This is a genomic window from Priestia sp. TRN 1309, assembly GCF_050846875.1.
Lineage (GTDB): Bacteria > Bacillota > Bacilli > Bacillales > Bacillaceae_H > Priestia > Priestia zanthoxyli.
The window spans coordinates 326715-351784 of the sequence record NZ_JBOZGM010000001.1; the positions used below are offsets into that span (position 1 = coordinate 326715).

21 protein-coding genes are annotated in these 25070 nt (G+C 39.7%); all 21 read left to right on the forward strand.

What is annotated here, in order from left to right:
* The first annotated feature begins 2 nt into the window (after positions 1-2).
* The 21 genes from fliR to ACRPLQ_RS01815 all read left to right on the forward strand — a co-directional run bounded on the left by fliR (position 3) and on the right by ACRPLQ_RS01815 (position 25011).
* The gene (gene fliR, locus ACRPLQ_RS01715) at positions 3-779 is read left to right on the forward strand and encodes a flagellar biosynthetic protein FliR (protein WP_047749904.1); all 777 of its coding nucleotides are present in this window, start codon (positions 3-5) and stop codon (positions 777-779) included.
* Positions 780-781: 2 nt separating this feature from the next.
* Positions 782-1864: a flagellar biosynthesis protein FlhB gene (flhB, locus tag ACRPLQ_RS01720; RefSeq protein ID WP_275210778.1), complete on the forward strand. Its 1083-nt coding sequence runs from the start codon at positions 782-784 to the stop codon at positions 1862-1864.
* A gap of 30 nt (positions 1865-1894) precedes the next feature.
* Positions 1895-3931 carry a flagellar biosynthesis protein FlhA gene (gene flhA, locus ACRPLQ_RS01725; protein ID WP_289578380.1) on the forward strand — a complete coding sequence of 679 codons (2037 nt, stop codon included), beginning with the start codon at positions 1895-1897 and terminating at the stop codon, positions 3929-3931.
* Positions 3931-5031, forward strand: coding sequence for a GTP-binding protein (locus tag ACRPLQ_RS01730; protein ID WP_049166124.1), 1101 nt, complete (start codon positions 3931-3933; stop codon positions 5029-5031). Before flhA ends, ACRPLQ_RS01730 begins: the two co-directional genes overlap by 1 nt.
* The gene (locus ACRPLQ_RS01735) at positions 5024-5893 is read left to right on the forward strand and encodes a MinD/ParA family protein (protein WP_028411415.1); all 870 of its coding nucleotides are present in this window, start codon (positions 5024-5026) and stop codon (positions 5891-5893) included. Before ACRPLQ_RS01730 ends, ACRPLQ_RS01735 begins: the two co-directional genes overlap by 8 nt.
* A gap of 9 nt (positions 5894-5902) precedes the next feature.
* A complete protein-coding gene (locus ACRPLQ_RS01740; protein ID WP_098626922.1) occupies positions 5903-6946 on the forward strand; it encodes a protein-glutamate methylesterase/protein-glutamine glutaminase in 1044 nt (347 codons plus the stop codon).
* 14 nt (positions 6947-6960) lie between these two features.
* Positions 6961-8940 (forward strand): chemotaxis protein CheW, encoded by a 1980-nt coding sequence (locus ACRPLQ_RS01745; RefSeq protein ID WP_432235644.1) that lies wholly within the window; start codon positions 6961-6963, stop codon positions 8938-8940.
* 30 nt (positions 8941-8970) lie between these two features.
* Positions 8971-9399: a chemotaxis protein CheW gene (locus ACRPLQ_RS01750; RefSeq protein ID WP_028411412.1), complete on the forward strand. Its 429-nt coding sequence runs from the start codon at positions 8971-8973 to the stop codon at positions 9397-9399.
* 50 nt (positions 9400-9449) lie between these two features.
* On the forward strand, positions 9450-9944 hold the full coding sequence (locus tag ACRPLQ_RS01755) for a chemotaxis protein CheD (RefSeq protein WP_028411411.1): 495 nt from the start codon (positions 9450-9452) through the stop codon (positions 9942-9944).
* Positions 9945-10000: 56 nt separating this feature from the next.
* Positions 10001-10762, forward strand: a complete 762-nt coding sequence (locus ACRPLQ_RS01760) for a FliA/WhiG family RNA polymerase sigma factor (RefSeq protein WP_025750299.1) — start codon at positions 10001-10003, stop codon at positions 10760-10762.
* A 15-nt stretch (positions 10763-10777) separates the two neighbouring features.
* The gene (locus ACRPLQ_RS01765) at positions 10778-11305 is read left to right on the forward strand and encodes a hypothetical protein (RefSeq protein ID WP_028411410.1); all 528 of its coding nucleotides are present in this window, start codon (positions 10778-10780) and stop codon (positions 11303-11305) included.
* Positions 11306-11463: 158 nt separating this feature from the next.
* Entirely contained in the window at positions 11464-12183 is a 720-nt protein-coding gene (rpsB, locus tag ACRPLQ_RS01770; protein ID WP_013058850.1) for a 30S ribosomal protein S2, read from the forward strand.
* A 107-nt stretch (positions 12184-12290) separates the two neighbouring features.
* Complete coding sequence (gene tsf, locus ACRPLQ_RS01775; RefSeq protein WP_013058849.1) at positions 12291-13172, forward strand: translation elongation factor Ts; 882 nt, start codon at positions 12291-12293, stop codon at positions 13170-13172.
* Between the two features lie 76 nt (positions 13173-13248).
* Positions 13249-13971: a UMP kinase gene (gene pyrH, locus ACRPLQ_RS01780; RefSeq protein WP_028411409.1), complete on the forward strand. Its 723-nt coding sequence runs from the start codon at positions 13249-13251 to the stop codon at positions 13969-13971.
* Between the two features lie 2 nt (positions 13972-13973).
* Positions 13974-14531, forward strand: a complete 558-nt coding sequence (gene frr, locus ACRPLQ_RS01785; protein WP_013058847.1) for a ribosome recycling factor — start codon at positions 13974-13976, stop codon at positions 14529-14531.
* Between the two features lie 134 nt (positions 14532-14665).
* Positions 14666-15448 carry an isoprenyl transferase gene (locus ACRPLQ_RS01790; RefSeq protein ID WP_028411408.1) on the forward strand — a complete coding sequence of 261 codons (783 nt, stop codon included), beginning with the start codon at positions 14666-14668 and terminating at the stop codon, positions 15446-15448.
* 18 nt (positions 15449-15466) lie between these two features.
* Positions 15467-16258, forward strand: coding sequence for a phosphatidate cytidylyltransferase (locus tag ACRPLQ_RS01795; RefSeq protein WP_033579794.1), 792 nt, complete (start codon positions 15467-15469; stop codon positions 16256-16258).
* Between the two features lie 35 nt (positions 16259-16293).
* Positions 16294-17442 (forward strand): 1-deoxy-D-xylulose-5-phosphate reductoisomerase, encoded by a 1149-nt coding sequence (gene dxr / locus ACRPLQ_RS01800; RefSeq protein ID WP_033579795.1) that lies wholly within the window; start codon positions 16294-16296, stop codon positions 17440-17442.
* A 78-nt stretch (positions 17443-17520) separates the two neighbouring features.
* Positions 17521-18780, forward strand: a complete 1260-nt coding sequence (rseP, locus tag ACRPLQ_RS01805) for an RIP metalloprotease RseP (RefSeq protein WP_028411405.1) — start codon at positions 17521-17523, stop codon at positions 18778-18780.
* A gap of 104 nt (positions 18781-18884) precedes the next feature.
* Positions 18885-20582, forward strand: coding sequence for a proline--tRNA ligase (locus ACRPLQ_RS01810; RefSeq protein WP_028411404.1), 1698 nt, complete (start codon positions 18885-18887; stop codon positions 20580-20582).
* 118 nt (positions 20583-20700) lie between these two features.
* Positions 20701-25011, forward strand: coding sequence for a PolC-type DNA polymerase III (locus tag ACRPLQ_RS01815; RefSeq protein WP_028411403.1), 4311 nt, complete (start codon positions 20701-20703; stop codon positions 25009-25011).
* Positions 25012-25070 lie beyond the last annotated feature (59 nt).

The window sequence follows — 25070 nt, forward strand, 5'->3', positions numbered from 1 at the left end:
CTATGAGTCAGTTGATCTTATCCTATCCCGCGTTTTTACTAGTACTAGTGCGGGTAACGTCTTTTTTCATCACTGTTCCGCTATTTTCATACAAAACGATTCCCGCAGTTCATAAGGTAGGTTTGTCTGCCTCGCTATCCGTCATTATTGCGACAACGATTGATTTACCCGTCGTTTCGTTAGATGCACAGTTTGTACTTTTAGTAGTAAAAGAATGTGCTGTTGGGTTGTTTATTGGTTTGACTGCGTATGTATTTATTATGGCTATTCAAATCGCCGGAGGTCTCATCGATTTTCAAATTGGGTTTGCCATTGCCAGTGTAATAGACCCGCAGACAGGGGCGCAAAGTCCGATACTAGGTCAATATTTATATGTATTTGCTCTTCTATTTTTATTATCGACCAATGGGCATCATTTATTAATAGACGGCATTTATAATAGTTATTTAATTATTCCGTTAGACAAAGTAGCTTTCCCTGTGGGAAGCCAAGCATTTGCTACACACATCATAACTGTTTTTTCATCGATGTTTTTAGTAGCCGTTCAAATGTCTTTGCCTTTGGTTGGTTCATTATTTTTAGTCGATATCGCGCTTGGCATCATCGCGAGAACGGTTCCGCAGTTAAATATTTTCGTAGTTGGATTTCCGGTGAAAATCATCGTTGCTTTTATTTTACTAATTGTAGTGATGGGGAGCATGTTTTATATGATGCAAATCATATTTGAACAAATGATAGAAGCGATGCGCGCGATGATCCGCATATTAGGAGGGGTGTAGCTTTGTTTTTAGTAAAAGTTGATTTGCAATTTTTTGCAGGAGAAAAAACGGAAAAAGCTACACCTAAAAAAAAGCAGGACTCTCGAAAAAAAGGACAGGTAGCTAAAAGTCAAGACGTTACCACTGCGCTCATTCTTTTAATGGTTTTTCTTTATTTTTTGTTTGGAGCCAAACAATTTTTACAGCAAATGATGAAGCTGTTAAGAGAAGCTTTTCAAACGTATATGCTTGAGGAAGTGACGGCAGAGCGCGTATTTGCGATGTTTAAGCATCTTCTTCCTTCAATTGCTCTTGCAGCGGGTCCTGTCATGCTCGCAGCTTTTGTTGCTGCGCTCGGAGCGAATTATATGCAGGTTGGCATTCTTTTTTCCACGGAGTCCCTTCAGCCTAAGTTAGAAAAGATTAACCCTATTAGCGGAGCCAAACGAATTTTTGCCATGAGAGCGCTGGTAGAACTAATCAAGTCAACGCTGAAAATTATGTGTATCGGAGCCGTCACGTGTTTTATATTATGGATTCACATAGAAGATGTATTAAATTTATCTCAAAAAAGTATAGGGGACTCGCTGGTTGTTCTGTCTAAGCTTGTTTTTCAAATGGGACTTGCAGCTTCGCTTATGCTTTTATTTTTATCGCTGCTTGATTATTTGTACCAAAAGTTTGATTTCGAGAAAAATATTCGAATGTCAAAGCAAGATATCAAAGATGAGCATAAAAACATTGAAGGAGATCCTCTAATCAAATCAAAAATAAAGCAAAAGCAGCGTGAAATGGCAATGTCTCGCATGATGCAAGAAGTTCCAAAAGCAGATGTCGTCATTACAAACCCTACTCATTATGCCATTGCTTTAAAATATGATGAAGAAAAAATGGATGCTCCCTATGTTGTAGCCAGCGGCGTAGATTTTATTGCTCAAAAGATCAAAGGAATTGCCAAAAGTCATGAAATTATCATGGTAGAGAACCGCCCGCTGGCAAGAGCGCTTTTTGATCAAACCAAAGTAGGGGATGCGGTTCCAGAAGAGTTTTTTAAAGCGGTGGCTGAAATATTAGCTTACGTATACCGCATTCAAAATAAAATGTAACGTTACGCTATTGTAAGGAGAGAAAAATTAATGTCTGCAAGAGAACTGCCAGTTGTTATAGGTGTTGTACTCATTATCGTTATGCTTGTTATTCCGTTGCCTTCATGGTTATTAAGTATTTTAATCATGATTAACATTTCTCTTGCGCTGCTTGTACTGCTCGTTTCCATGAACATGAAAGAACCTTTAGAGCTATCGGTGTTTCCGTCTTTGCTGCTGGTTCTTACGCTGTTTCGATTAGGTTTGAACGTATCGACAACCCGTTCAATTTTAGGAACAGGAGAAGCAGGCGGAGTAGTGGAAACATTTGGCCACTTCGTGATTGGTGGAAATCCGTTAGTGGGGTTTGTTGTCTTTATTATTTTAATTATCATTCAGTTTCTCGTTATTACAAAAGGAGCGGAGCGTGTTTCTGAAGTAGCCGCACGTTTTACCTTGGATGCGATGCCAGGGAAACAAATGAGCATTGATGCAGATTTAAATGCAGGTATGATTTCAGAAAAACAAGCAATTGACCGCCGTGAAAAAATTCAGCGCGAAGCAGATTTTTACGGAGCAATGGATGGAGCTAGTAAATTCGTCAAAGGTGATGCCATTGCAGGGATTGTCATTACCCTTATTAACATCTTGTTTGGAATTATTATCGGCATGCTGCAAATGGGAATGTCCATCACTGAAGCATCCCAAACGTTTACTTTGTTAACAGTAGGCGATGGATTGGTTAGTCAAATTCCAGCCCTCATGATTTCAACAGCGACGGGAATTATCGTCACGAGAGCTGCTTCAACAGGCAATTTGAGCGAAGATATTACACGGCAGCTGTTTGCTTTTCCCGTTATGCTTTATGTAACTGGAGGAACAATTGCCGCTCTTGGTTTAATCACGCCAATTAATGATGTCATTACAATGCCTATTGCTATTTTATTAGGGGTGGGAGGCTATTATTTGTCTCAGGCTAAAAATCAGGCGGTTCGTGAAGAAATGGCCCCTACTGAAGAAGAGCTAGAAGACAATGAAATGAAAAGTCCAGAGAGTGTTGTCAATCTATTAAGCGTTGATCCGATTGAATTTGAATTTGGGTATGCATTAATTCCGCTTGCTGATACGAATCAAGGAGGCGATTTACTCGATCGAATTGTTATGATTAGGCGCCAGCTGGCACTTGAGCTAGGATTAGTCATTCCAGTTGTTCGTATCAGAGATAACATTCAGCTTCAGCCCAACGAATACTGTCTTAAAATAAAGGGCAATGAAGTGGGGAAAGGGGAGCTGCTGCTCGATCACTACTTAGCAATCAGTCCCGGAATGGATGATGAATTGATTGAAGGAATTGATACGTTAGAACCAGCTTTTAAAATGCCTGCGAAATGGATTAGCGAGTCGGTGAAGGAGCAGGCTGAGATGTTTGGGTATACCGTTGTGGACCCACCGTCGGTTGTGTCTACGCACATAACAGAAGTTATAAAATCGTATGCGCATGAGCTGATTGGAAGGCAGGAGACAAAGCAACTAATTGATCACACAAAAGAAACGTATCCTATTTTAATTGAGGAAGTAACGCCTAATCCGCTTTCCGTTGGAGACATTCAAAGGGTACTGGCAAAACTTTTAAAAGAGAGCGTCTCAATTCGAAATTTACCCATTATTTTTGAGGTGCTGGCCGACTACGGAAAAATGACGTCAGACACCGATTTGTTAACTGAATATGTCAGACAAGGACTTGCAAGGCAAATTACCAGTCAATATACGGTCCAAGAAGGTCTGCTTCGAGTTCTTACCCTTTCAGGAAAAGTTGAAAAAACGATGGCGGAAGCTGTTCAACAAACGGAGCATGGGAACTATTTATCACTAGACCCTAACGTTTCACAAGCTATTGTGGAAAGTATAGCTAAGCAAATAGAAACACTTTCTTTTCAAGAACAGTCTCCAATTGTGTTATGTTCTCCTGCAGTGAGGATGTACGTGCGTCAAATCACTGAGCGGTATTTTCCTCATATGGCGGTTTTATCATATAACGAGTTAGAAGCAAATGTTGAAGTTCAAAGTGTTGGAGTGGTGGATATCTGATGAAAGTAAAAAAATATGTAGTAGAATCTATGCCGCAAGCTATGAAAGCCATTCGTTCAGATTTAGGTGAGGAAGCGGTTATTTTACATTCGAAACAAATTCGAACAGGAGGTTTTCTTGGCTTATTTACTAAGGCGAAAATAGAAGTATTGGCAGCTGTCGATCCCGTAGAAAAGCTGAGCGTAAAGAAGAACTCAGCGCCGCCAGAACCCAGTATGGAAGATAATCAATCTTTTATGAAGCAGCAGCTCAGTGAGTTAAATACTCTTGTCTCACAAATGAGTCAAATGCCAAAGGTTTCTTCAGGTTCATATCCAAAAGTAGTGGAAGATGTGCTTGCTTATTTGCGTTTGCAAGAAATAGACGAAGCTATTTTAGAAAACTTGGAGGCTCCTATGCTAGAGTACTACTACTTACATCGCCGCCCTAACTCAAACCAACTCATGAAGTGGACGAAAAACTGGTTTACCAATCAGTTTAAAGCAAGTGAATGGAGCGGTCCTTTCAAAAAATATGTAAGTGTAGTAGGGCCAACAGGTGTCGGTAAAACAACCACTCTTGCTAAATTGGCTGCAAAGTGTGTCCTAGAACAAAATCAAAAAATAGCATTTATCACAACGGACACCTATAGAATTTCAGCGATTGAGCAGCTCAAGACGTACGCTTCGATCTTAAATGCGCCTTTAACGATTTGCTATAACGGAGAAGATTTTAAAAAAGCTTTGCTGGAAACAAAAGCATACGATGTGATTTTTATTGACACAGCAGGCCGTAACTTTTTAGAACCGCAATATGTAAATGATTTAAAGAAAATTATTACGTTTCAAGAAGATTTGCAAACGTTTCTTGTTCTAGCACTAACGTCAAAAGCATCAGATATGAAAGCTATATATGAACGTTTTGCTAGTCTCCCTGTTGATCAACTGATTTTTACGAAGCGAGATGAAACAACTCACAAAGGCTCGCTTTTAAATATGTTGTATCGTTACGGCCAACGAGCTGCTTTTACAACAAACGGGCAGGATGTACCAGAAGATGTTTCGTCATTTAAAATAGAAGAGTTTATCGACGATGTGTTTGGAGATTGGAAAGATGAATGATCAAGCAGCAGTTTTAAGAGAAAAAGTGTTAAAGAAACATCAAAACTCTTTAAGAAATTGTAAAACGATAGCCGTGTTAAGCGGAAAAGGAGGAGTTGGAAAGTCGAATCTATCATTAAACTTATCTCTTGCGCTAACGAAGCAAAAGCAAAGAGTTCTTCTTTTTGACATGGATATAGGGATGGGAAATATTGATATTTTGATTGGACAAACTGCTTCCTATACGATGGTTGATTTGCTAGAAAAAAAGCTTTCCATCCAGCAAATTATTAAAAAAGGTCCTGAAGATTTAGCTTATGTGGCTGGTGGAACGGGAATTTCCTCTGTATTTGAATGGTCTCCATCGGACCTTGCTCATTTAATACAAGAATTGAGTTCTTTAACAAATCAATACGATTACATGATTTTTGATATGGGAGCGGGCATGTCAGAGAGTGTGCTTAAGTTTTTAAAAGCTGTAGATGAAATGATCGTGGTCACAACACCCGAACCTACATCTATCACAGATGCTTACGCTGCTATTAAGCTAGCAGCTTCCTATTCTGTATCAGCACCGGTTCGTCTTATTATTAACAAAACGCTTTCTGACAAAGAAGGAAATGAGACGTATGAACGATTTAACCGAGCTGTTCAGCAGTTTTTGAACATATCTATTTCTCTATTAGGTATTGTGCCAAACGATCAAGCTGTCCAGAAAGCGGTCAATCGCCAAATGCCTTTTTTGCTTCAAAACCCAACATCTAAAGCAAGTGTATCACTAATAGAAATGGTGAATATTCTTATTCCTCAAGATAATAGGATAACGGCTAAAAACGAGGGAATGTTTATTCGGCGCCTCAAACGATTTTTTCTTGAAAGGTAGGAAATGAGAGTGAATGAAATAAAGGTGCTTATTGTGGATGATTCTGCATTTATGCGAAAGCTAATCGGCGATTTTTTAGCATGTGACAGTCGTTTTCACGTTGTGGGTACCGCACGTAACGGTGAAGAAGGGTTGAAAAAAGCGCTCGAGCTGTCGCCAGACGTTGTGACACTTGATATCGAAATGCCTAAAATGAATGGCTTAGATATGTTAAAGCAGCTTATGCGTGTGAAGCCCCTTCCTGTTGTCATGTTATCGAGTACAACAATAGAAGGTGCTGAAAATACGCTGACCGCTATGCAGTACGGCGCAGTTGATTTTGTTGCTAAACCTTCGGGAGCTATTTCGCTGGACTTACATAAAGTGAAAGATGAGCTTATCTCTAAACTATTGCTTGCTAGTAAAGCCAACATATCTTCAAGCAGTCATCAGCACGTGCAAAACAGAAGTGTATATAACCTCCCGATGGGGACGAAAGTGAACAAAATGATTTGTATTGGCACTTCTACTGGAGGACCGCGTGCGCTGCAAGAAGTATTATCAACTGTTTCAAAAGACATACACGCACCTATTTTTATTGTGCAACATATGCCTCCAAATTTCACAAAATCATTAGCGGTTAGACTAGATCAGCTAGCTGATATTGAAGTGAAAGAAGCACAAGACAATGAAATCGCGCGCTCAGGATGTGCGTACATTGCGCCTGGAGGTTTTCATATGACGGTTGTAGAGAAAGAAGGACAGCTCAGCATTTGTTTAGACACTTCTTCACCTGTAAAGGGACATCGCCCCTCAGTGGATCGTTTGTTTCAGTCGATTAGTAAAATTTCAGGTTATCAAAAACTTGCTATTGTGTTGACGGGAATGGGGGCGGATGGAACGGAAGGCATTATTGATTTAAAGAAAAATAAAGACGCGCTTATATTGGCTGAATCTAAAGAAACAGCTGTCATTTATGGGATGCCCAAATCAGCTGTTTCTACAAAGCTTGTTGATTATATTGAACCGCTGCGAAACGTTGGAAGCTTTATTTCTCGCTACGCACAGAAATAGGAGGGAAAGTTACGATGGATATGAATCAATATCTAGAAGTGTTTATTGAAGAAAGCAAGGAACATCTTCAAAACGTTAACGACCAGCTAATGCGTTTTGAAAAAAATACCGATGATCTTGGTTATGTAAATGAAATTTTTCGGTCTGCTCATACGTTAAAAGGTATGTCTGCAACAATGGGATTTGATGATTTAGCACAATTAACTCACAAAATGGAAAACGTGCTAGATGCCGTTCGAAATCATCAAATCGACGCTCACACGGAAGTTCTTGATGCTTTGTTTGAATCAGTCGATGCGCTAGAAATAATGGTTCAATCTATTTCTGAAGGCGGCGATGGTCAGCTTGATGTCAAATTGCTTGTTCAAAAGCTGCAGCGTATTGTAGCAGAGGAACCCGCAGCAGAGCATGCGGCTTCTTCTATTGAGTATGATGAGTTCTTACAAACGCTGCTCAGTCAAACAGCAGGGCAAGGATTTAATGCGTTTGAAATAACCGTACAGCTCGAACGCACCTGTCTGTTAAAAGCTGCGCGTGCATATATGGTATTTGATGTGTTAGAGCAAGCGGGAGACGTCATTCAGTCAGCGCCAACTGTTCAAGATATCGAACAAGAAAAATTTGAATCATCTTTTATCGTTATATTAGTAACAAGCGAATCGCAAGAAAAGCTGAAGGCGAGCATTATGGAGGTCTCTGAAGTAGAAAGCGTGAAAATTGCTGCGGTCCCCATAAAAAAGGAGACAGAAATGCAGGAGCTTGTTTCACAAGAAGAAGCAGCAACTATACAGGAAGTTACTGTGTCAGCACCTTCTAAATCGCCTGTTGAAGAGAAAAGACAGCTCTCAAATAACAAGACGATTCGAGTCAATATTGACCGTTTGGACAGTCTGATGAACTTGTTTGAAGAACTAGTTATTGATAGAGGCAGGTTAGAACAAATATCAAAAGAATTGAATAATAGCGAATTAGACGAAACGGTAGAGCGGATGTCCCGTATTTCTGGAGATTTGCAAACGATTATTTTAAATATGCGTATGGTGCCTGTAGAAACCGTTTTTAATCGGTTTCCTCGTATGGTGAGACAGCTTTCAAAAGATTTAGGGAAACAAATTGAACTTCAAATTGTCGGAGCTGATACAGAGTTGGACCGAACCGTCATTGATGAAATTGGAGATCCGCTTGTTCACTTATTAAGAAATGCCGTTGACCACGGAATTGAAATGCCTCAAGCACGCTTAAAGAACGGAAAGAATGAAAAGGGAACGATTCGCCTTAAAGCTTATCATAGCGGAAATCATGTCTTTATTGATTTAGAAGATGACGGGGCGGGCATCAATCGTGAAAAGGTACTGCAAAAAGCGTTAGATCGAGGAATTATCGATGGGAAAACTGCTGAAACGCTGACGGATAAACAAGTGTACGAGCTCATTTTCGCTTCGGGCTTTTCGACGGCTGAACAAATTTCAGATGTTTCCGGACGAGGAGTAGGTCTAGATGTCGTGAAAAACACGATTGAATCGCTAGGGGGTTCTGTAACGATCGATTCTAACGAAGGATACGGTTCGCGTTTTTCTATTCAACTGCCGCTCACTCTGTCTATCATTTCTGCTTTACTCGTGCAAATGAGTGAAGAGCGCTATGCCTTACCGCTTTCTTCGATTATTGAAACAGCTATTGTTCAGCCGAAAGAGGTCATGCATGTACATGGTCAAAAGGTTATTGACTTTCGAGGAGCCATTATTCCTCTTATTGATTTAAAAGAACTATTTACTGTGCCTAACTCGGTACAAAGAGATCATTATTCCGTCGTTATTGTGAAAAAAGGAGAAAAGACCGCCGGGCTAATTGTTGATTCTTTTATCGGTCAGCAGGAAATCGTTTTAAAATCTTTAGGTCATTATCTGCCGGGTGTATTTGCTATTTCAGGAGCCACGATTTTAGGCGATGGACAAGTAGCACTTATCATTGATTGCAACGCTTTGATCAAATAACAAATGCTGTAAAAAGAAAGGGAGAAAGGCATGAAAATTATTGTGTTTCAATTGGGGGACGAGGAGTACGGAATTTCAGTAGAAGAAGTGCAATCGATTGAAAAGATTCAGCACATAACACGCGTTCCTGGAGTAAAAGAATATGTAAAAGGTGTTATTAATCTTCGCGGTGTTATTACACCGATTATTGATTTGCGCACTCGTTTTAACTTACAAGAACAGCTTAACCATGAGCTGACACGTATTATTATGGTTCGTCTTAATGATGTAGAAGCAGGTTTGATTGTGGATGCGGCAAATGATGTAGTAGACATTGATGAAAAAACGATTGCTTCAGTGCCTGAAACAGTTGAAGGAACAGCTGTAGAATACTTGAACGGAGTTGTTAAAGTAGATAACCGTTTAATTGTTCTTCTAAATTTACCTAAAGTGCTCTCTTTAGAAGACCACCTCCAGTGAGCCAAGCGAATAATGGATATCACGCTGAAGTTTGTAGGAGTTGAAGAATCGTGAGAGATGATAAACAAGTGATTAAGGTAGGAATTGCCGAGATGAATGTTACACATGCACCCGCAGTGCTTCGAACAGCGGGATTAGGGTCATGTGTAGGAGTTGTCGTTTACGACTCTGTTCACTCAGTAGCTGGGCTCGCTCATGTAATGCTTCCCGATTCAAGCGGGGCTAAATGTCCTTTTAATAGAGCTAAATATGCAGATACAGCCATTTTTGATTTGATAAATATGTTGATTAAACAAGGTGCACATAGAAGATTATTAAAAGCAAAAATAGCAGGGGGGGCACAGATGTTTCAATTTGAACCAAGAAATGATGTGATGCGAATTGGCCTTCGAAATGTTCAAGCAGTGGAGAGAGAACTGCATAGAAACAGTGTAGAAATTGCAGCAAAAGCTACAGGAGGACACAACGGACGCACAATTGAATTTGATCCTCAAACGGCTATTTTAAAGGTTCGTACGATTAATGAAGGGATAAAAACGATATAAAGCGCGCTCTGACCGTTGACCGTTTAATAGCGCTATAAAAAGGAGTTGAAAGACCCTTGAAAAGTATACAAGAAGTTGAAGAACATAAAATTTGGCAGGAATGGATAGAGACGAGAGACTCCCATGCGGGAAACATGCTTGTTAAAAAGTATATGCCGCTTGTTAACTATCACGTTCAGCGGATTAGTGTAGGGTTGCCGAAGAATATTCATAAAGAAGAGCTTCGTAGTTTAGGATTAATCGGCCTTTACGATGCTTTGGAAAAGTTTGATTACGGTAGAGACTTAAAGTTTGATACATATGCGTCTTTTCGAATTCGAGGGGCGATAATAGACGGGCTTCGTAAAGAAGATTGGTTATCAAGAAGCGCAAGGGAAAAGACGAAAAGAATTGAGCAAGCAACAGAAGCACTTGAACAAAGATACTTGCGCAGAGTTGCACCAAGTGAGGTTGCAAAAGAAGTAGGCATGACAGAAGCAGATGTTGTTCATACAATGAATGAAGGCTTCTTAGCTAACGTTTTGTCAATGGAAGAACAGCCAAAAGAGTATGAAGATGGAGAGCAAAAATACACGATTAAAGATGAAAAAACGCTCTCTCCTGAAGAGGAGCTAATTAACGACGAACGATATCAAGAGCTCGCTGAAGTTATCGAGCAGCTAAATGAAAAAGAGCAGCTTGTTGTTTCATTATTTTATAAAGAGGAGTTGACTTTCACAGAGATCGCGCAGCTGTTAGGGCTATCCACTTCACGCATTTCTCAAATTCATTCGAAAGCGCTGTTTAAAATGCGTACGAGTTTAAGCAAAATAATTTAACAAAGAGGTAAAGTGATGGAGTTTTTACTCACAGTTAGTTTTTTAATTCATGGTCTATCACTGTTTTGCATTATTCTTTTATATATGCAAGTGACCAAAGTGAAAAGGATTGAACGCTTGCACCAGCAAAATATAAATAAAATGGAAGCTGCAATGAGTTCATATCTCGCTGAATTTCAGGAACAAAACGAGCAGTTTTTACGGCAGCTTCGTGAGCGTTCAACTTCGCTTTCTTCCGAAATGGAAGAAAGCAGCGCCAAATCACCTTTGGTAGATGAAGAAGACGTGCCTGTTCAAAGGGTGGATCTAAAAAGTGAGCCTTCCCAGTCGCTGCATGAACTTCTCTCTATAGAAGAAAATCAGAAACATATAAGCACATCTTTTGATGAATTAACTACAGACCAAATTCAAGATTTGTCAGGTGAAGAGATAAAAGAATTTTCCGTTTATTTAAAGGGAAAAGGTTTAACAATTGAAGAAATTGCAAAACATTTACACAGAGGGAAAACTGAAATTGAATTATTATTGAAATTTCATCAATAAACTTAATGAAACGCTTGCTTGTGAAAAAGGAGTATGCTATATTAGTTTTTGGTGTTATTACACACGCTTGTTGATTCGGTTGATGGTGCTACTTTTTGTAGTTTCGGCTGAAGATGATATAAGCGGAGGAGACTTAAAACCATTAGGAGGAAAAACACATGTCAGTAATTTCAATGAAACAATTACTAGAAGCTGGTGTACATTTCGGTCACCAAACTCGCCGTTGGAACCCAAAAATGAAGAAATATATCTTCACTGAGCGTAACGGCATCTACATTATCGATCTTCAAAAAACAGTTAAGAAAGTAGAAGAAGCGTACAAATTCGTTAAAGAATTAGCTGCAGACGGCGGTACTGTTTTATTCGTAGGTACGAAAAAACAAGCTCAAGATTCTGTTAAAGAAGAAGCAGCTCGCGCTGGTATGTACTTTGTTAACCAACGTTGGTTAGGTGGTACATTAACTAACTTCTCAACTATCCAAAAACGTATCAAACGTTTAAAAGATATCGAAAAAATGCAAGAAGACGGTACTTTCGAAGTACTACCTAAGAAAGAAGTAGTTCAACTTAAAAAAGAGTTAGAGCGTCTTGAGAAATTCTTAGGCGGCATTAAAGATATGAAACAACTTCCAGATGCATTATTCATCATTGACCCTCGTAAAGAGCGTATTGCAGTAGCGGAAGCTAAAAAATTACACATTCCAATCGTTGGTATCGTAGACACTAACTGTGATCCAGACGAAATTGATTATGTAATCCCTGCAAACGATGATGCAATTCGTGCTGTTAAACTTTTAACTTCTAAAGTTGCTGATGCTATTCTAGAAGCTAAACAAGGTGAAGAAACAGCAGTTGAAACTGAAACAACTACTGCTTAATTCCGTGAAAGGTGATAAGAGGGAATAGCCTTTTATCACCTTTTTTTGAAAAGATTTAACCCATTTATATACATTAATTACATACCCAAACAAGGAGGCTACACATTATGGCAATTACTGCTCAAATGGTAAAAGAACTACGTGAAAAAACAGGCGCTGGTATGATGGATTGTAAAAAAGCGTTAACTGAAACTAACGGTGATATGGAGCAAGCAATCGATTTCTTACGTGAAAAAGGTATTGCAAAAGCTGCTAAAAAATCAGACCGTATTGCTGCTGAAGGTCTAACTTACATCGAAACTCAAGGTAACGAAGCTGTTATCTTAGAAGTTAACTCTGAAACTGATTTCGTTGCGAAAAACGAAGGTTTCCAAAAATTAACAAAAGAATTAGCTGCTCACATCTTAGCTAACAAACCAGCTGACGCTGCTGAAGCTGCTACTCAAAAAATGGAAAACGGTGCAACTGTTGAAGAACACATCAACTCTGCAATCGCTACAATCGGAGAAAAATTATCTCTACGTCGTTTCGCTGTAGCAACAAAAACTGATGCTGATGCATTCGGTGCTTACCTACATGCTGGCGGACGTATCGGTGTGTTAACAGTATTATCTGGTACAACTGAAGAAGCTGTTGCAAAAGACGTTGCTATGCACATCGCTGCAATCAACCCTAAATACATCTCTCGTGACCAAGTTTCTGCTGAAGAAACTGAGCGTGAGCGCGAAGTATTGACTCAACAAGCATTAAACGAAGGCAAACCAGAAAAAATCGTTGCAAAAATGGTTGAAGGTCGCCTTGGCAAATTCTTCGAAGATATTTGCTTACTAGATCAAACATTTGTTAAAAATCCTGATCAAAAAGTACGTCAGTTCGTTGAGAGCAAAGGCGCTACTGTTGAAAGCTTCGTTCGTTTTGAAGTAGGAGAAGGTATTGAGAAACGTCAAGACAACTTCGCTGAAGAAGTAATGAACCAAGTTAAAAAGTAAGGGTTTGACCGTATAGGGAACACTGTGTGTTCCCTTTTTTACAAAAGAGATCTCACCGTTAACGATGGAGGTAAGCATGAGTCAAGCAAAATATAATCGTATCGTATTAAAGTTAAGTGGAGAAGCATTAGCTGGTGAAGATGGTTTTGGTATTAACCCATCCATCATCAAATCTGTTGCTGAACAAGTAAAAGCCGTTTATGAATTAGGTGTGGAAATTGCTGTAGTCGTTGGTGGTGGAAACATTTGGCGTGGTAAAATTGGTAGTGAAATGGGTATGGATCGTGCAGCTGCTGATTATATGGGAATGCTAGCAACAGTAATGAACTCGCTGGCTCTTCAAGATAGCTTAGAGAACATTGGTGTGCAAACACGAGTTCAGACTTCTATCGAGATGAGACAAGTAGCAGAGCCTTATATTAGAAGAAAAGCTGTTCGACATCTTGAGAAAAAACGCGTTGTTATTTTCGCTGCGGGTACAGGAAACCCTTATTTCTCTACAGATACAACAGCAGCTTTGCGTGCAGCTGAAATCGAAGCTGACGTTATCTTAATGGCTAAAAACAACGTAGATGGCGTTTATAATGCAGATCCTAAGCTTGTACCTGATGCTGTAAAATATGAAACATTAACATATATTGATGTTTTAAAAGATGGACTAGCTGTTATGGATTCTACAGCTTCTTCATTATGTATGGACAACGATATTCCGCTAATTGTTTTCTCAATTACGGAAGAAGGCAATATTAAACGTGCCGTTACAGGCGAAAACATTGGAACAATTGTAAAGGGGAAATAAACATGCCAAAACAAGTGTTGCAAAACGCAAAAGAAAGAATGGAAAAAGCAATTCAATCATTTAGCCGCGAACTAGCATCAATTCGCGCTGGACGTGCAAGCGCGTCACTTCTTGACCGCGTAACGGTAGAATACTACGGTGCACCAACACCGATTAACCAATTGGCGCAAGTAAGCGTACCGGAAGCTCGTATGCTTGTTATTCAGCCTTATGACAAATCACAAATTGGTGAAGTTGAAAAAGCTATTTTAAAATCTGATTTAGGATTAACACCTACAAGCGATGGAACTATTATCCGTTTATCGATTCCTGCTTTAACGGAAGAGCGTCGTCGTGAGTTAGTGAAAATGGTTAAAAAATATGCTGAAGAAGCAAAAGTTGCGGTTCGTAACGTACGCCGTGATGCAAACGATGATTTCAAAAAGTTAGAGAAAAAAGGTGAAATTACTGAAGACGATCTACGCGGCTACAGTGATGACATTCAAAAACTAACAGATGACCATATCGTAAAAGTGGATAAAGTGGCAAAAGATAAAGAAGAAGAAATTATGGCAGTTTAAGTCATTTCAAGGTAAAATATATTGTAAAAGACCCTCTATTGTTTACAGGGGGTTTTTTTGTTAATAATGTGTAGTAAGAAAAAACTCACATAAGCTACACGTTTATGTGAGAGCGTACAACGGGGGACCTTTGCATGTTAAGAAAATTTCAAGCATGGAAGAAAAGTCAAGATTTAAATACACTGTCTTTGTCAGAACGAAAAGATCAAGTGAAACAGCACCCTGTTCCTGAACATATTGCAATTATTATGGATGGGAACGGTCGTTGGGCGCAAAAACGAGCTCTTCCTCGCATGATGGGCCATCATGAAGGAATGAAAGTAGTACGTCATGTGACCAGACTGGCCAATGAATTAGGTGTTAAAGTATTAACTTTATATGCATTTTCCACTGAAAATTGGAAGCGCCCCAAAACTGAAGTTGAGTTTTTAATGAAACTGCCAGAGGAATTTTTAACAACCTTTTTGCCTGAGCTAATTGAAAAAAATGTGCAAGTTCGTATTATGGGAGATAAAAGTGAGCTCCCTGCCCATACGATTCGAGCCGTGGATAAGGCAATTGAAAAAACAAAGCATAACACGGGGATGATTTTAAACTTCGCGCTTAATTACGGTAGCCGTCACGAAATTGTGGGCGCTATTCGGTCATTGGCAGAAGATGTAGAACAGGGAAAAGTGGCTTCCTCTTCTATTTCAGAAAATTTATTTTCTTCCTATTTAATGAGCAAAAGCCTTCCAGATCCGGATTTGCTTATTCGCACAAGTGGCGAGCTTCGCTTAAGTAACTTTATGCTTTGGCAGCTAGCGTACACAGAGTTTTGGTTTACAAAAGTATTATGGCCAGATTTTAAAGAAAATCATTTAATCGAAGCAGTCGAGGCGTTTCAAAAGCGCGGTCGCCGCTTTGGTGGTGTATAAGAAGGTGTGGAAAACAAGATGAAACAGCGCATTATCACCGCGATTGTAGCACTTGCGGTATTTGTGCCGATTGTTTTAATTGGAGGGTTACCTTTTACCCTTATCATGTATGTGATCGGAACAGTTGGTGTAATTGAGCTTTTAAAAATGAAACATTTGAAAGCAATGTCTTTTCCAAGTATCATTAGTTTATTACTAACTTGGGTGTTTTTACTACCAAACGGAAGAGATGTTGCATTTCAATTCTTAAGTGAACATAAGATAGAAGTAGCGCTTGCTGCTGTCCTTCTTTTATTAATGTACACGGTTGTAGTTAAAAATAAATTTACCTTCGATGACGTTGGGTTTATTTTATTAACAACAGTATATGTTGGCTTTGGCTTTCATTATTTTATCGAGGTTCGTCAAGAGTTCGGGTTAGCTTATTTGTTCTTTGCTTTCCTTATTATTTGGGCGACGGATTCCGGAGCTTATTTTATTGGACGAGCAATGGGGAAACGAAAGCTATGGCCGGAAATCAGTCCCAATAAAACAATTGAAGGTTTTGTTGGTGGCGTCGTATGCGCTATTATAGTAGCCATTGTATTTAAGCTGTTAGCAAATATTGATCAAACTATGATCGAGCTACTTGTAATTGGTATTATCGTATCGTTATTTGGACAGATGGGTGATCTTGTACAATCAGCGTTCAAACGTCACTATGGCGTAAAAGATTCAGGGAAAATTTTACCGGGTCATGGTGGGATTTTAGACCGTTTTGACAGTTTAATGTTCATCATGCCAATTTTAGCTTTTTTATTATCTCTATAAAAAAGATGTCTTTGTTTTAATAGGAGTGAATATACTTGAAGAAAATTTCCTTGTTAGGAGCTACAGGTTCAATCGGTACTCAAACCGTTGATATTGTTCGAGCGCATCCTGAGCATTTTGAGCTCTCAGCAATCTCTGTAGGTCGAAATATTAACGAAGCAAGAAAGATTATTCAGCAGTGTAAGCCAGCCCTTGTTTCTGTAATGAAGAAAGAAGATTGTCTGTCACTGCAAGCAGAATTCCCTTCTATTCGATTTGTTTATGGAGAAGAAGGACTTGTGGAAGTAGCAACTCATCCTTCTACAGAAGTGTTGGTAAACGCTGTTCTTGGAAGTGTAGGGTTGACTCCTACGCTAGAAGCAATCAAAATGAGAAAAACAATTGCTATTGCAAATAAGGAGACACTTGTTACCGCTGGTCACCTTGTCATGGAAGCAGCCAAGGAATATGGCGCTGATATTTTACCGGTAGACAGTGAGCATTCAGCTATTTTTCAAAGTTTGCAAGGGCAAGATCAAAAAGCAATAGACCGTTTAATTTTAACGGCTTCTGGAGGGAGCTTTCGAGATAAGACGAGAGCAGAACTACAGGGAGTAACGGTTGAAGATGCGTTAAATCATCCAAACTGGTCAATGGGAGCTAAAATTACAATTGATTCGGCAACGATGATGAATAAGGGACTAGAAGTGATTGAAGCACATTGGCTTTTTGATCTTCCCTATGAGAAAATTGATGTATTGTTACATAAGGAAAGCATCATTCATTCTATGGTAGAGTATTCTGATACAAGCGTTATTGCTCAGCTTGGAACGCCCGATATGCGCGTGCCAATTCAATACGCGTTAACGTATCCAAGACGCATGTCTTTGCCTGACACCAAGCGTTTAAGTTTGGCGGATATTGGTCAGCTTCACTTCGCTAAAATGGATGAAGAGCGTTTTCGCTGTTTAGCTTTTGCATTTGAGGCTGGCAAAGCGGGTGGAACACTTCCGACTGTTTTAAATGCAGCTAATGAAGAAGCTGTTCAAGCCTTTCTAGATGGTCACATTACATTTTTACAAATTGAAGATGTGATTGAAAAAGCAATGAATGAACATACTGTAATACAGAAACCTTGTTTATCTACTATTAAAGAAGTAGATTTAGAAGCAAGAGAGTTTGTTAGATCCGCCATCTCTCGATAATGTGCGTGCGAGAGAAGCCACTCCCTTATTTTTGGTGGGTGGAGGTTTGACTCTATTACATGAAGGGGGTAATACCCATTGAACACAGTCATTGCGTTTGTCGTCATTTTTGGAGCTCTTGTATTCTTTCATGAGCTTGGTCATTTAGTTTTTGCAAAGCGTGCAGGCATCTTATGCCGTGAGTTTGCCATTGGGTTTGGTCCCAAAATCTTTTCATTTAAACGAGATGAAACAGTTTATACCATTCGCTTACTGCCTCTAGGTGGATTTGTTCGAATGGCTGGAGAAGACCCGGAAATGATTGAAGTTAAGCCTGGTCAAATGGTGGGCCTCATGTTTGATAAGGAAGGCAAAGTAAATAAAGTCATTATTAATAACAAGGAACAGCATCCAAATGCAAAAGTCATTGAGGTAGAGCAAGCAGACTTAGAGCATAATCTATTTATTTCAGGTTATGAAGAAGGTGAAGATGAACATCTGCAAAAATTCGAGGTAGCAGAAGAATCTTACTTTGTTATGGACGGAGAAGACATTCAAATTGCACCTTACAGCCGTCAGTTTGCTTCCAAAACTCTTGGTCAGCGTGCGCTAGCCATTTTCGCTGGTCCGCTAATGAACTTTATATTAGCCTTTGTTATTTTTATCGTTCTTGGGATTTCTCAAGGATATGTTGTTGACAAACCTGTGATGGGCAAATTAACATCAGATGGAGTAGCCGTTGATGCGGGACTTAAACAAGGAGATAAAGTTCAAGCAATTGATGGACAAAGTGTTTCAACGTGGGATGATGTCGTAAAAGTAATTCAAAAACATCCTGAACAGCAAATTACATTCACGGTTCAGCGCGGCGGCAAAACCCTAGATATTCCAATTACACCTGAAAGCCGCAAGGTTGGGGAACAGACAATTGGATTAATTGGCGTATATGCACCGGTTGAAAAGTCATTCATTGGTTCGATCACGCACGGAGCTACTGAAACATATACGTGGATGAAAGAAATTTTAACGGGCCTTGGGAAGCTTGTGACAGGACAGTTCAAACTGGATATGCTTTCTGGTCCTGTAGGTATTTACGCAGCAACCGATCAAGTAGCACAGTCAGGCATTTATTACCTAATGAAATGGGCAGCCGTTTTAAGTATTAACTTAGGGATTGTCAATTTGCTTCCACTTCCTGCTTTAGATGGAGGACGACTATTATTCTTCGCTGTAGAAGGAATTCGCGGTAAGCCAATTGATCGTCAAAAAGAAGGGATTGTTCATTTTATCGGTTTTGCTTTATTAATGCTGCTGATGCTCGTTGTAACGTGGAACGATATTCAAAAGTTCTTTTTATAAGACATACGCTCAGCGAGGGATATTCCCTCGCTGATTATATGAAAATTGCGGCATGGTCCGCCTTAAAAAATAAGATAGAGAAGTAAGCAAAGAGGTGCGAGGTTATGAGACAAAGTTCTACATTGATTCCTACATTAAGAGAAGTGCCAGCTGATGCGGATATAAAAAGCCATCAGCTTCTATTGCGCGCAGGTTATATGCGCCAAAATGCAAGCGGCGTGTACAGCTTTTTACCGCTTGGTAAGCGTGTATTGCAAAAAGTTGAACAAATTGTTCGTGAAGAGATGGACCGTGCAGGTTCTGTCGAATTATTGATGCCTGCTTTACAACAAGCTGAATTGTGGCAAGAGTCTGGCCGCTGGTATTCATATGGGCCTGAGTTAATGCGTATGAAAGATCGTCACGGCCGTGAATTTGCTTTGGGAGCAACACACGAAGAAGTTATCACAAGCTTGCTTCGTGACGAAGTGAAGTCATACAAACGTTTACCGCTAAATTTATATCAAATTCAAACGAAGTTCCGCGATGAAAAACGTCCACGCTTTGGCTTATTACGCGGTCGTGAATTTATTATGAAAGATGCATATTCGTTTCATGCTTCTCAAGAAAGTTTAGATGAAGTGTATGATAAAATGTTTGCTGCCTACAGCCGCATCTTTGAGCGCTGCGGATTAAATTTCCGTGCGGTTATCGCTGATTCAGGTGCAATGGGCGGAAAAGATACGCATGAATTTATGGTTCTTTCTGAAATCGGGGAAGATACAATTGCTTATTCAGATACATCTTCTTATGCAGCAAATGTTGAAATGGCACCGGTTGTAAATACGTATGAAAAATCAGATGAAGCTGAAAAAGAATTAACAAAAGTGGAAACACCAAATCAGCATAGCATTGAAGACGTAGCTGCTTTCTTAAATGTTGAAGCGACTTCTTGTATCAAGTCCCTTTTATTTAAAGTAGATGATCGTTTTGTGCTTGTACTTGTTCGCGGGGATCACGAAGTAAACGATATTAAAGTGAAAAACTATTTTGAAGCTTCCGTCGTTGAACTGGCAACTCCAGAAGAAACAAAAGAAGCATTAAAATGCGCAGTTGGTTCGGTAGGACCGATTGGTGTAAGTGATTCAGTAGAAGTGGTAGCTGATCATGCGGTAAAAGCAATCGTTAACGGTGTATGCGGAGCAAATGAAGAAGGTTATCACTATACAAATGTGAATGAACGTAACTTTAATGCAACTTACGAAGATTTCCGCTTCATCCAAGAAGGAGATCAGTCACCGGATGGACAAGGTGTTATTAAGTTCGCTAAAGGTATTGAAGTCGGACATGTCTTTAAGCTAGGAACTCGCTACAGTGAAGCGATGGGAGCAACGTATCTAGATGAGAACGGACGCAGCCAGCCAATGATTATGGGTTGCTATGGTATCGGTGTTTCTCGTACAGTAGCTGCGATTGCAGAACAATTCAATGATGAAAACGGTCTTCTATGGCCAGAGGCTGTTACGCCTTATCAAGTGCACGTTATTCCAGTTAACGTGAAAAATGATGAACAGCGTGAACTAGGTGAGAAATTATATAATGAGTTATTAGATAATCGCTTTGAAGTGCTGTTAGATGACCGCCAAGAGCGTGCAGGAGTAAAATTTGCAGATTCAGATTTAATTGGTCTTCCTGTTCGAGTAACAGTTGGTAAACGTGCATCTGAAGGAATTGTAGAAGTAAAAGTACGGAAAACTGGGGAGTCACTAGAAGTGTCAGTTGACAATCTTGTTTCAACAGTGAAAGAACTGCTAGCGAAGTAATGAAGCAGCGGGGATTTGTATCCCTGCTGTTTTTATGTTTATAAACAGAACATATGACAGAATAGAAGTCATTTATGTTAAAATAGATTGCACTCATTTATAAAAGGAGGCAGAAAACTTGGAAGCACAAACGCTAGGAAAAAAAGAGCGTTTTAAGTTGCTGCTGCAGCAGTTAGAGCTGACGAGTGATCAAATTGTTCCTTATTTTGAAAACGCAGCGATTGAAAAGCTCGTCATTCAGAAAGAACAAAAAAAATGGCATTTTCATTTTTCTTTAGAAGGGTTATTACCTTTTGAGATCTATGAGTTATTCCATGCTCGCATGTCTTCAGCTTTTTCTCATATTGCGAGTGTTTCTTTTTCTATTCAAACCGTTAATAAAGAATGTACGGAAGAGCATGTACAGTCATATTGGAAGCATTGTATTGGAGAAATGCAGGGAATATCCCCGCTTTTACAGTCGCTTTTACAAGATCAAATGCCGAGATTGAACGGTGCCAAATTGATTGTGAACGCACGACATGATGCAGAAGGAACGGCTTTACGTAAAAAGTACAGTCAGTTAATTGCTGATCAGTATGCGTCCTATGGCTTTCCGAACCTTCAGCTAATGACGGAAGTTGTACATTCAGAAGAAGCATTTCAGCAGTTTGTAGAGCAACGAAAACAAGAAGATACAGAAAAAGTATTACAAGCCATCACAGAGATGCAAAATAAAGAAAATGAAAAAAGTGATGGACCAGACCTACCAAAAGGTCCGCTTACAATTGGATATACGATTAAAGACGAGACGGTTCGCCTAGACTCCATTGTGGATGAAGAAAAGCGAATTGCCGTTGAAGGATACGTATTTGATGCAGAAACTAGAGAATTACGAAGCGGACGTACGCTTCTTATTTTTAAAGTGACAGATTATACAAACTCTATTATGGTTAAAATGTTTTCACGTGACAAAGAAGATATTCCTTTACTTCAAGCGATTAAAAAAGGAATGTGGGTAAAGGTTCGCGGAAGTGTACAAAATGATACATTTGTCCGTGATTTAGTTATGATTGGAAATGATGTCAACGAGATTACCGGTCCTGCTAGACAAGATACAGCGCCTGAAGATGAAAAGCGTGTGGAGCTTCACTTGCATACGCCAATGAGTCAAATGGATGCCGTTTCATCTGTTGGAGCTTTAGTCGGACAAGCTAAAAAATGGGGACATCCGGCTGTAGCGATAACTGATCATGCGGTTGCGCAGTCGTTTCCTGAAGCATATGGAGCCGGGAAAAAGAACGGCATTAAAATACTGTACGGAGTGGAAGTTAATTTAGTAGACGACGGCGTGCCGATTGCCTATAATCCGAAGCATGTGGATTTAACAGAAGCAACTTACGTAGTATTTGACGTCGAAACAACCGGTTTGTCAGCCGTGTACGATACCATTATTGAACTTGCTGCCGTGAAGATGAAAGAAGGAGAAATCATTGATCGATTTGAACGGTTTGCAAATCCTCATCATCCTCTGTCTGCAACAACAATTGAGCTGACGGGTATTACAGATGATATGGTCCAAAATGCGCCTGAAATCTCAGAAGTACTTCGTGATTTTCACGAGTGGATGGGTGACAGTATTTTAGTCGCTCATAATGCAAGCTTTGATATGGGATTTTTAAATATGGGACTGCAAAAAATCGGTTTAGAAAAAGCAGCTAACGGCGTTATTGATACGCTTGAACTCGGAAGATTTTTGTACCCGCATATGAAAAACCATCGTTTGAATACTCTTGCTAAAAAGTTTGATATTGAACTTGTGCAGCATCACCGCGCGATTTATGATGCGGAAACAACCGGCTATTTGTTAAATAAAATGCTGAAAGATGCATTTGAACGGGAAATTACAATGCATGATCGCTTAAATGATTATATGGGAGAAGGGAATGCCTATCAGCGGGCCCGTCCTTATCATGCGACTCTTTTAGCACAAACCGACGTAGGATTAAAAAATCTATTTAAACTTGTTTCGATTTCTCATTTAAATTACTTTTATCGAGTTCCGCGAATTCCAAGATCTCAGCTCGACAAATATCGAGAAGGCATCTTGATTGGAACCGCATGTGACCGAGGCGAAGTATTCGAAGGCATGATGCAAAAAGGAATTGATGAAGTAGAAGGAGTAGCTGAATTTTATGATTACATCGAAGTACAGCCTCCTGACAACTACAAGCACTTAATTGAACTAGATTTAGTGCGAGATGAGAAAGCCTTAAAAGATATTATTAGCAATATTGTGAAGCTTGGTGAAAAGATTGGAAAGCCGGTTGTAGCAACAGGAAATGTTCACTATCTCAATCCGGAAGACAAAATTTACCGAAAAATTTTAATTGGTTCACAAGGCGGGGCTAATCCTTTAAACCGTCATCAGCTGCCGGATGTTCACTTTAGATCAACGGATGAGATGCTGAATTGTTTTTCATTTTTAGATGGGGACAAAGCGAAAGAAATTGTTGTTCATAATACGCAAAAAATAGCCGATATGATCGATGATATTAAACCAATTAAAGATGATTTATATACGCCGAAAATTGAAGGTGCGGACGAAGAAATGCGTGAAATGAGCTATGCGATGGCACGCAGCATCTACGGTGAAGAGCTGCCTGAAGTAGTAGAAGCTCGTCTAGAGAAAGAGTTGAAAAGTATTATCGGCCACGGGTTTGCCGTTATTTACTTGATCTCGCATAAACTCGTTAAAAAATCATTAAATGATGGTTACTTAGTTGGTTCACGTGGTTCCGTAGGGTCTTCATTTGTTGCGACGATGACGGAAATTACAGAAGTAAACCCACTGCCGCCGCATTATGTGTGTCCAAAATGTAAGAAATCCGAGTTTTTTAATGACGGTTCCGTAGGTTCTGGATTCGATCTGCCGGACAAAAGCTGCGACGATTGTGGCGTACCGTTTATTAAAGATGGACACGATATTCCGTTTGAAACGTTCTTAGGATTCAAGGGAGACAAGGTTCCCGATATCGATTTGAACTTCTCCGGAGAGTATCAGCCGCGAGCTCATAACTATACAAAAGTACTGTTTGGAGAAGATAATGTATACCGTGCGGGAACAATCGGTACAGTTGCCGAAAAAACAGCTTATGGCTATGTAAAAGGCTATGCTGGTGACCGTGATTTACATTTACGAAACGCAGAAGTGGATCGTTTAGTAGCAGGATGTACGGGCGTAAAACGTACAACTGGTCAGCATCCAGGAGGAATTATTGTTGTACCGGACTATATGGATATTTTCGATTTTTCACCCATCCAGTTTCCAGCTGACGACCGTAATTCCGAATGGAGAACAACTCATTTTGACTTCCATTCGATTCATGATAATTTATTAAAACTTGATATACTCGGACACGATGATCCGACCGTGATTCGCATGCTTCAAGATTTAAGTGGAATTGATCCAAAAACAATTCCGACGGATGATCCTGAAGTGATGAAAATTTTTAGTGGAACGGAATCACTTGGCGTAACAGAAGAACAAATTATGTGTAAAACAGGAACGCTTGGCATACCTGAATTTGGAACGCGCTTTGTGCGTCAAATGTTAGAAGATACGAAGCCAACGACGTTTTCAGAACTTGTTCAAATCTCGGGACTGTCGCACGGGACGGACGTATGGCTTGGTAATGCGCAGGAGCTAATTCGCAATGATATTTGCAACTTAAGTGAAGTAATCGGCTGTCGTGATGACATCATGGTTTATCTAATTTATCAAGGTCTTGAACCTTCACTTGCTTTTAAAATTATGGAGTCTGTGCGTAAAGGGAAAGGGCTAACACCTGAATTTGAAGAAGAAATGATCAAAAATGGTGTTCCGGACTGGTATATTGATTCTTGTAAAAAGATTAAGTATATGTTCCCTAAAGCCCATGCGGCTGCTTATGTATTGATGGCCGTGCGTATTGCTTATTTCAAAGTGCACCACGCGCTTCTTTATTACGCAGCATACTTTACGGTTCGTGCAGATGACTTTGATATTGATACGATGATTAAAGGATCAACTGCCATTCGAGCGAAGATGGAAGAAATCAATGCCAAAGGTTTAGATGCATCTCCTAAAGAGAAAAACTTATTAACGGTGCTTGAGCTTTCTTTGGAAATGTGCGAACGAGGCTATTCATTTAAAAAAGTAGATTTATATGAATCGAGCGCAGACGAATTTTTAATTGACGGCACATCTTTAATTCCACCGTTTAATGCCATTCCTGGTCTTGGCACAAATGCAGCGCTGAACATTGTAAAAGCTCGTGAAACGGGAGAGTTTTTATCGAAAGAAGACTTGCAGCAGCGAGGCAAAGTATCGAAGACGATTTTAGAGTATCTAGACAACCATGGATGCCTTGAATCATTACCTGATCAGAACCAGCTTTCTCTTTTCTAACATTTGCATAAAATAAGCGGTTATGATATAGTAATTGTGGAAATGCTAAGGATACGGAC

Excerpts from the sequence above, each read along its gene's own strand:
- ACRPLQ_RS01745 (WP_432235644.1), top strand. The coding sequence starts at position 6,961 with ATGGATATGAATCAATATCTAGAAGTGTTTATTGAAGAAAGCAAGGAA.
- ACRPLQ_RS01765 (WP_028411410.1), top strand. The coding sequence starts at position 10,778 with ATGGAGTTTTTACTCACAGTTAGTTTTTTAATTCATGGTCTATCACTG.
- ACRPLQ_RS01750 (WP_028411412.1), top strand. The coding sequence starts at position 8,971 with ATGAAAATTATTGTGTTTCAATTGGGGGACGAGGAGTACGGAATTTCA.
- flhA (WP_289578380.1), top strand. The coding sequence starts at position 1,895 with ATGTCTGCAAGAGAACTGCCAGTTGTTATAGGTGTTGTACTCATTATC.
- pyrH (WP_028411409.1), top strand. The coding sequence starts at position 13,249 with ATGAGTCAAGCAAAATATAATCGTATCGTATTAAAGTTAAGTGGAGAA.
- ACRPLQ_RS01735 (WP_028411415.1), top strand. The coding sequence starts at position 5,024 with ATGAATGATCAAGCAGCAGTTTTAAGAGAAAAAGTGTTAAAGAAACAT.
- frr (WP_013058847.1), top strand. The coding sequence starts at position 13,974 with ATGCCAAAACAAGTGTTGCAAAACGCAAAAGAAAGAATGGAAAAAGCA.
- tsf (WP_013058849.1), top strand. The coding sequence starts at position 12,291 with ATGGCAATTACTGCTCAAATGGTAAAAGAACTACGTGAAAAAACAGGC.
- ACRPLQ_RS01790 (WP_028411408.1), top strand. The coding sequence starts at position 14,666 with ATGTTAAGAAAATTTCAAGCATGGAAGAAAAGTCAAGATTTAAATACA.
- fliR (WP_047749904.1), top strand. The coding sequence starts at position 3 with ATGAGTCAGTTGATCTTATCCTATCCCGCGTTTTTACTAGTACTAGTG.
- ACRPLQ_RS01810 (WP_028411404.1), top strand. The coding sequence starts at position 18,885 with ATGAGACAAAGTTCTACATTGATTCCTACATTAAGAGAAGTGCCAGCT.
- rpsB (WP_013058850.1), top strand. The coding sequence starts at position 11,464 with ATGTCAGTAATTTCAATGAAACAATTACTAGAAGCTGGTGTACATTTC.
- ACRPLQ_RS01730 (WP_049166124.1), top strand. The coding sequence starts at position 3,931 with ATGAAAGTAAAAAAATATGTAGTAGAATCTATGCCGCAAGCTATGAAA.
- ACRPLQ_RS01795 (WP_033579794.1), top strand. The coding sequence starts at position 15,467 with ATGAAACAGCGCATTATCACCGCGATTGTAGCACTTGCGGTATTTGTG.